The following is a 6,359-nucleotide window of genomic DNA, read 5'->3' on the forward strand; positions in this document are numbered from 1 at the left end:
GTTTCGAGTCCTTCCGTGAGGAGTTAGCAGATCAATGCGATAAATTTGGTGAAAGTGTGGCGAAAACCGAGGCAACCCGTGGCGGCACCCGGCGCGGGCGGCCATCACGGTCGATACAGGCCAGTCGAATTTCGGCCCGAACCAGCAAATCCTCGCCGCGCCAGACATCCTGGCGGGCGGTCAGGCTGGCGCCGCGCAGCTCGGTGATGCTGGTGGTCACCACCAGTTCCTCGTGCAGCCGGGCCGGCTTCAGATAGTCCACGTTGCAGGCGCGCACGGCGAAGGCCACCCCGCCCGGCTCGTTCATCAGGCCGTGCTGGTCGATGCCATGCTGCAGCAGCAGGTCGGACCGGCCGCGCTCGATGAAGCGCAGGTAATTGGCGTAATACACGATGCCGGCGGCATCGGTGTCTTCCCATTGCACCCGCAGGGGATAACGATGAGGCGTTTCAGGCATCATCGTCTCCCAGAAGATCGAGCTGGTTTGCCGACAGGCCGCCAAGATAGTTTCCCGGCGGCGTCAGCCCGATATGGCCGAAGGCGGCAGGCGTCAGCAGGCGGCCGCGCGGCGTGCGCTGCAGGAAACCCTGCTGGATCAGGTAGGGCTCGATGATGTCTTCCAGCGCGTCGCGTGGCTCGGACAAAGCGGCGGCGATGGTTTCCACCCCCACCGGGCCACCCGAGAAATCGCGGGCGATCACATTCAGATACCGCCGGTCCATGGCGTCCAGACCACGGGCATCGACCTCCAGCCGTAGCAGGGCGGCATCGGCGGTGGCGGCATCCACCACCTTCGCCCTGGCATGGGCGGCGAAGTCGCGCACCCGGCGCAGCAGCCGCCCGGCCACGCGCGGCGTGCCACGGGCGCGGCGGGCGATTTCACGCGCGCCGCTGGGGTCCAGCTCGAGGTCCAGGATGCGGGCGCCGCGCCGCACGATGAGCTCGAGTTCCTCGACCTCGTAGAAATTCAGCCGCAGCGGAATGCCAAAGCGTTCGCGCAGCGGCGTGGTCAGTAGCCCTGAGCGCGTGGTGGCGCCGACCAGGGTGAAGGGCGGCAGGTCGATGCGCACGCTGCGCGCCGAGGGGCCTTCGCCGATGATCAGGTCGAGCTGGAAATCCTCCATGGCCGGATAGAGGATTTCCTCCACCGCCGGGTTGAGGCGATGGATCTCGTCGATGAACAGCACGTCGCGCGCTTCCAGGTTGGTCAGCAGGGCGGCGAGGTCGCCGGCCTTGGCGATCACCGGGCCGGAGGTGGCCTTGAAGCTGACGCCCAGTTCGCGCGCCACGATCTGCGCCAGCGTGGTTTTGCCCAAGCCCGGCGGGCCATGCAGCAGCACGTGATCCAGTGCCTCGCCGCGGTTCTTGGCCGCCTGGATGAAGATGTCGAGGTTTTCGCGCGCCCGGGCCTGGCCGATGAAATCACCGAGCTGCTGCGGCCGCAGATGGCGCTCGAAGTCGTCGCCCTCGGCCTTGCCGCCGGATATCAGGCGATCCGCATTGGCCGCGCCGCTCATCGCGCCAGCTCCTTCAGGCCCGCGCGGATCAGATCCTGCACGTTAGGTTTATCACCCATGCTGCGCGCCGCCGTCGTGACGGCGCCGAAGGCCTCGGCCCGCTTGTAGCCCAGATTGACCAGGGCGGAGAGCGCATCGGCGACCGGGCCGGTTTCGGAACCGGCCGCCAAGGCTTCGCCGGCCGCACCCTGCGCCACCGGCCCCAGCGCGATGCCGCCCACCTTGTCCTTCAGTTCGGTGATCAGCCGCACGGCCAGCTTCGGGCCCACGCCGTCGCAGCGGTTCAGCATGGTCTTGTCGGCGCTGGCGATGGCGCGGAACAGCTCGTCGGGCGACAGGGCCGAGAGGATGCCGAGCGCGACTTTCGCGCCGACGCCTTGCACGGTCTGCAGCAGGTTGAACCAGCCGCGCTCGGCCTCGGAGAGGAAACCATAAAGATGGATATGGTCTTCCCGCACATGGGTTTCGATATAGAGCCGCGTCGCCTCGCCCGGGCGCGGCAGGGCGCGCAGGGTGCGGGCCGAGCAGAAGACCTGGTAGCCGACGCCGCCGACATCGAGGATGCAGGCGGTATCGCCGACGGAATCGAGCAGGCCGCTGAGCTTGGCGATCATCGCGCCGCTCTCTCCTGCGCCCGCATGATCGCGGCTTCCGCTGCCAGCACGCGCCGCGCCGAGGCGGCATGATGGGCGTGGCAGATCGCCACGGCCAACGCATCCGAGGCATCGGCGCCGGCGACTGTCACGCCGGGCAGCAGCCGCTTGACCATGGCATGCACCTGGTCCTTATCGGCCGCACCGGTGCCCACCACCGCCTTCTTCACCACGGTGGGCGCGTATTCCGCGACCGGCAGCCCGGCCTGGGCCGGCGCCAGCAGCACGACGCCACGCACCTGGCCAAGTTTCAGGGTGGAGGACGGGTTCTTGTTGACGAAAGTCTCTTCCACGGCGGCGGCCTGCGGCTGCCATGTCGCCAGCACTTCGGACAGCGCGTCATGCACGGTGCGCAGGCGGGCGGCCAGTTCGTCGTCGGGGTTGGTGCGGATGGTGCCGTGCGCCACATGGCTCAACCGGTTGCCCTCGGCGAGGATCACGCCCCAGCCGGTGGCACGCAGGCCCGGATCGAGTCCGATGATGCGCATGTGTTGGCCCAATCCGCTCCTTCTGCCTGCGGCGCGTCAGCTAGCGAGCTTGCGCAGCTCGTCTTCCGACATCTCGAAATTGGCGTAGACGGTCTGCACGTCGTCGGAGTCTTCCAGAACCTCGATCATCTTCAGCAGCGTCTCGGCCTTTTCGCCATCCACCGGCGTGGTGGTCTTCGGACGCCAGACCAGCCTGGCCGATTTCGGGTCGCCGAAGGCCTTTTCCAGCGCCTCGCGCACCTGGGCGAAATCATCCTGGTTGCAGGTCACGACATGCTCCTCGTCGGAGGACTGCACATCCTCGGCGCCGGCTTCCAGCGCGCCCTCGAACAAAGCCTCGGCCGTGGCGGCAGAAGCCGGGAAGATGATCTCGCCGACGCGGTCGAACATGAAGGCGACCGAGTTGGTCTCGCCCAGGGCGCCGCCATTCTTGGAGAAGGCCGCTCGAACTTCGCCCGCCGTGCGGTTGCGGTTGTCGGTCAGGGCCTCGACGATCACGGCGACGCCGCCTGGGCCGTAGCCCTCATAGCGCACCTCCTCGTAATTGTCGGCGCCCTCGGCGCCCGCGCCGCGCTTGATGGCGCGATCGACCGTGTCCTTCGGCATGTTGGCGGCGCGCGCGGCCTGAATGGCGGCGCGCAGGCGCGGATTGGTGTTCGGATCCGGCTGGCCCATGCGGGCCGCCGTGGTGAGCTCGCGGATCAGCTTGGTGAAGACCTTGGCGCGCCTGGCATCCTGGGCGCCCTTGCGATGCATGATGTTCTTGAACTGGGAATGGCCGGCCATGACCTGAACCTGTGGATGATCGTGAAAAAGCAAACGAATCGGGTATGTTTAGCATATTTCGGCCACCATCGGCAGCCGGGCAGGCCGCCCGGATAAAGCCGCGCCGGGGCAATTGCAAGCCGCAGCACCGGCCCGGCGGCCCTAAAACCATTGCGGGAAGAGTTTCCAGCCCATACAATTTGCCTGTCGCCAGTCCGGGTAGGCCGATTCCGGCATGCTCCAATTAACGCAATCCAATCAATCCCATATCAAGACGGGCATGAACGACCTCCTGCATCTGGCAGTTCTGCATGGCACGGCGTCTGCGCCGTCATCCGGACTGCCCGGCTATCCGCAATCCGCCCTGCTGAACCAGGCCTATGCCCTGTGGCTGGCGGCCCGCGGCAGAGCGGAAATGCCGGCCCGGCGCGGCCTGGACGAGCGCCATCCCGGTCTGCTGCATGCGCAGACCCTGCTGTTCAGCGTGGCCCGCGACCCGCTGGATTTCCGCTACAAGCTCATCGGCAGCCGCATCCAGGCGATCCTCAACACCGACTATACCGGCATGACACTGAGCCAGGTGCCGCACCAGCGGTCGCCCAGCCTGGTCTGGGACCATCTCTCGGCCGCGGTCGATGCGCGTGCCCCGGTCAAGGGTGTGGTGCCCTATGTGGGCCGCAGCCGCGATGTCGGCGGCGTCTACCACATCGTGCTGCCGCTGGCCGATGACGGCGAGACCGTCGACCATCTGCTGGTCTGCGTCGATCTCGCCCCGCCGGTCCGCCTGCAGGACGGCACGCCGCCCTTCACGCAACTGGGCTCAACGCAACTGGGCTGACACCTGGCGCGACGGCGTTCAACCGCGACAAACCGGGCAAACACGGCCTAACATCCAGCGGCATGCTCGATCTGAACCGCGCCACCTTTCTGCTGCAGCAGGGCTATCGCTACTGGGATGCCAAACGGGCCGGCAAGCGCATGCCGACCCGCGCCGATATCGATCCGATCGAGATGCCCGCGCTGCTGCCTTATGTGGTGCTGCTGGAGGTGCTGCGCGATGTCGAGCCCGGCCTGCCGCTGGATTTCCGCTACCGACTGATGGGCAGCGCGGTGGAGGCGCATCTGACCATGCGTTATGCCGGCCTGCGCATGAGCCAGATTCCACACCAGAAGGCGCCAAGCCGGATGTGGGAGAATTTCACCATCGTGGTGCAAAGCGGCACGCCGCTGATCACCCAGGTGCCCTATATCGGCCAGCACAAGGATTTCCTTGCCGCCCAGGACCTGATCACGCCGCTGTCGCGTGACGGAGACCATGTCGACATGCTGCTGAACTTCGTCGATTTCGTGCCACGGCAGGGCCTGGCTCCGATCCCGGCTGAAGACCCGCAACAGCCGTGACCACCCTACGCGACAGGCTGGTACAGGATGGCGCGACGTCGCTGCTGCTGCGCGGCTTCGATTACTGGAACGTGATCCGCGGCGACCGCGCGATGCCGGCGCGGCACGACATCGATCCGGCCATGATCACGCCGCTGCTGCCGCATCTGGTGCTGATGGATGTGCTGCGCGGGAGCGAGCCGGACTGGCCGCTGGACTTCCGCTATCGCCTGATCGGCACCCAGGTGGATGCGATGATGAACGGCCGCTATACCGGCCTGCGCATGAGTCAGCTGCCGCACCAACGGCCGCCGGCGAAAATCTGGTCCAGCCTGCAAAGGGTAAGCGATGGCGGCGAACCCACCGTGAACCGCGTGCCCTATATCGGCCCGCACAAGGATTACCTGTCGGTCGTCGACATGGTAATGCCGCTGGCGGCCGATGGCCGCAGCATCGACATGCTGTTCTGCCTGATCGAGTTCATCCCGCATCGGTCGTGAAACATGCCCGCACCGCGCGGCGCAACGCGGGCAGCACATCGGCAGCGAACCAGGGGTTACGTTTCTGCCAGGCGGTGTTGCGCCAGCTGGGATGCGGCAGCGGAAAGAAGCCATCCGGAAGATAGTCGCGGAAATGCCGCACCGTCTCGGTCATCGTCTTCTGCCGCCGCGTATTCAGGTAATGCATCTGGGCATATTGCCCGACCAGCAGGGTGAGGCGGATATCGGGCAGCAGCGGCCGCAGGCGCGGATGCCACAGCGGCGCGCATTCCGGCCGTGGCGGGTTGTCGCCACCTTTCGGGTCGCGGCCGGGATAGCAGAAGCCCATCGGCATGATGGCGATGCGCGCGGCGTCGTAGAACGTGTCGCGATCCATCTCGAGCCAGCCGCGCAGCACGTCGCCACTGCGGTCGTTCCACGGCAGGCCACTTTCATGCACTTTCGTGCCCGGCGCCTGGCCGATGATCAAAAACCGCGCGCCTGGCCGCATGCGCACCACGGGGCGCGGCCCGAGCGGCAGATGCGCTTCACAATGGCGGCAATCGCGCACTTCGCCCAGCAGGGCATCGAAGCGACGCGGCGCCATGGCAGATGTCAGGGCGTGGCCTGCTGCAGCCGGCCGCCCAGCCGCAGCGGCGCGATGCGGGTGGCAAGGCCCGTGCGGTCGTCGGTTTCAACATACACGGCGCAGAGCGTGGCATCGCCATTGGCCGGTTCGAAACGGCCGCCGGGCACCTTGCGGGTGAAGCGGTTGAGCGGCTCGGCCTTGTCCATGCCGATCACCGAATTGTAGTCGCCGCACATGCCGGCATCAGTCTGGTAGGCCGTGCCCTTCGGAAGAATCTGGGCATCCGCCGTGGGCACATGGCTGTGCGTGCCGCAGACCAGCGACACGCGGCCATCGCAGAAATGGCCCATCGCCATTTTCTCCGAGGTCGCTTCGCCATGGATGTCGACGATGGCGGCATCGATGCCCGCCCCCATGCGGTATTTCTGCAATTCGGCATCCACGGCGGCGAAGGGATCGTCCAGCGGGTCCATGAACACGCGGCCCAT

At 66.7% G+C, this 6,359-nt stretch carries 10 protein-coding genes; 3 read left to right on the forward strand and 7 right to left on the reverse strand.

Annotated elements, in window-relative coordinates:
- Positions 1-31: 31 nt before the first annotated feature.
- From Q1J79_RS03135 to Q1J79_RS03155, 5 genes are read right to left on the reverse strand one after another with little or no spacing between them, the layout of a single operon-like run.
- Entirely contained in the window at positions 32-457 is a 426-nt protein-coding gene (locus Q1J79_RS03135) for a YbgC/FadM family acyl-CoA thioesterase (RefSeq protein ID WP_300296363.1), read from the reverse strand.
- Positions 450-1,517 (reverse strand): Holliday junction branch migration DNA helicase RuvB, encoded by a 1,068-nt coding sequence (gene ruvB, locus Q1J79_RS03140; protein WP_300296364.1) that lies wholly within the window; start codon positions 1,515-1,517, stop codon positions 450-452. Before ruvB ends, Q1J79_RS03135 begins: the two co-directional genes overlap by 8 nt.
- Positions 1,514-2,131 (reverse strand): Holliday junction branch migration protein RuvA, encoded by a 618-nt coding sequence (gene ruvA, locus Q1J79_RS03145; RefSeq protein ID WP_300296366.1) that lies wholly within the window; start codon positions 2,129-2,131, stop codon positions 1,514-1,516. Before ruvA ends, ruvB begins: the two co-directional genes overlap by 4 nt.
- Positions 2,128-2,658: a crossover junction endodeoxyribonuclease RuvC gene (ruvC, locus tag Q1J79_RS03150; RefSeq protein WP_300296368.1), complete on the reverse strand. Its 531-nt coding sequence runs from the start codon at positions 2,656-2,658 to the stop codon at positions 2,128-2,130. The genes ruvA and ruvC overlap by 4 nt, the downstream gene beginning before the upstream one ends.
- Positions 2,659-2,694: 36 nt before the next feature.
- Positions 2,695-3,444, reverse strand: coding sequence for a YebC/PmpR family DNA-binding transcriptional regulator (locus Q1J79_RS03155; RefSeq protein ID WP_300296369.1), 750 nt, complete (start codon positions 3,442-3,444; stop codon positions 2,695-2,697).
- A gap of 259 nt (positions 3,445-3,703) precedes the next feature.
- On the opposite strand from Q1J79_RS03155, the gene Q1J79_RS03160 reads away from it, so the two are divergent.
- The 3 genes from Q1J79_RS03160 to Q1J79_RS03170 all read left to right on the forward strand — a co-directional run bounded on the left by Q1J79_RS03160 (position 3,704) and on the right by Q1J79_RS03170 (position 5,303).
- Positions 3,704-4,261 carry a hypothetical protein gene (locus tag Q1J79_RS03160; RefSeq protein ID WP_300296371.1) on the forward strand — a complete coding sequence of 186 codons (558 nt, stop codon included), beginning with the start codon at positions 3,704-3,706 and terminating at the stop codon, positions 4,259-4,261.
- Positions 4,262-4,323: 62 nt separating this feature from the next.
- On the forward strand, positions 4,324-4,824 hold the full coding sequence (locus Q1J79_RS03165; RefSeq protein ID WP_300296374.1) for a PAS domain-containing protein: 501 nt from the start codon (positions 4,324-4,326) through the stop codon (positions 4,822-4,824).
- The gene (locus Q1J79_RS03170; protein ID WP_300296377.1) at positions 4,821-5,303 is read left to right on the forward strand and encodes a PAS domain-containing protein; all 483 of its coding nucleotides are present in this window, start codon (positions 4,821-4,823) and stop codon (positions 5,301-5,303) included. Before Q1J79_RS03165 ends, Q1J79_RS03170 begins: the two co-directional genes overlap by 4 nt.
- Here Q1J79_RS03170 and Q1J79_RS03175 read toward each other — a convergent pair.
- Both Q1J79_RS03175 and Q1J79_RS03180 read right to left on the reverse strand, forming a co-directional pair.
- Positions 5,284-5,889: a uracil-DNA glycosylase family protein gene (locus Q1J79_RS03175; RefSeq protein WP_300296380.1), complete on the reverse strand. Its 606-nt coding sequence runs from the start codon at positions 5,887-5,889 to the stop codon at positions 5,284-5,286. The two genes, Q1J79_RS03170 and Q1J79_RS03175, sit on opposite strands and share 20 nt — an antisense overlap.
- Positions 5,890-5,897: 8 nt before the next feature.
- Positions 5,898-6,359: TIGR00282 family metallophosphoesterase (locus tag Q1J79_RS03180; RefSeq protein ID WP_300296382.1), on the reverse strand; the 462-nt coding region annotated here is incomplete at its 5' end.

It is taken from the genome of Ferrovibrio sp. (assembly GCF_029255545.1).
Classification (GTDB): domain Bacteria; phylum Pseudomonadota; class Alphaproteobacteria; order Ferrovibrionales; family Ferrovibrionaceae; genus Ferrovibrio.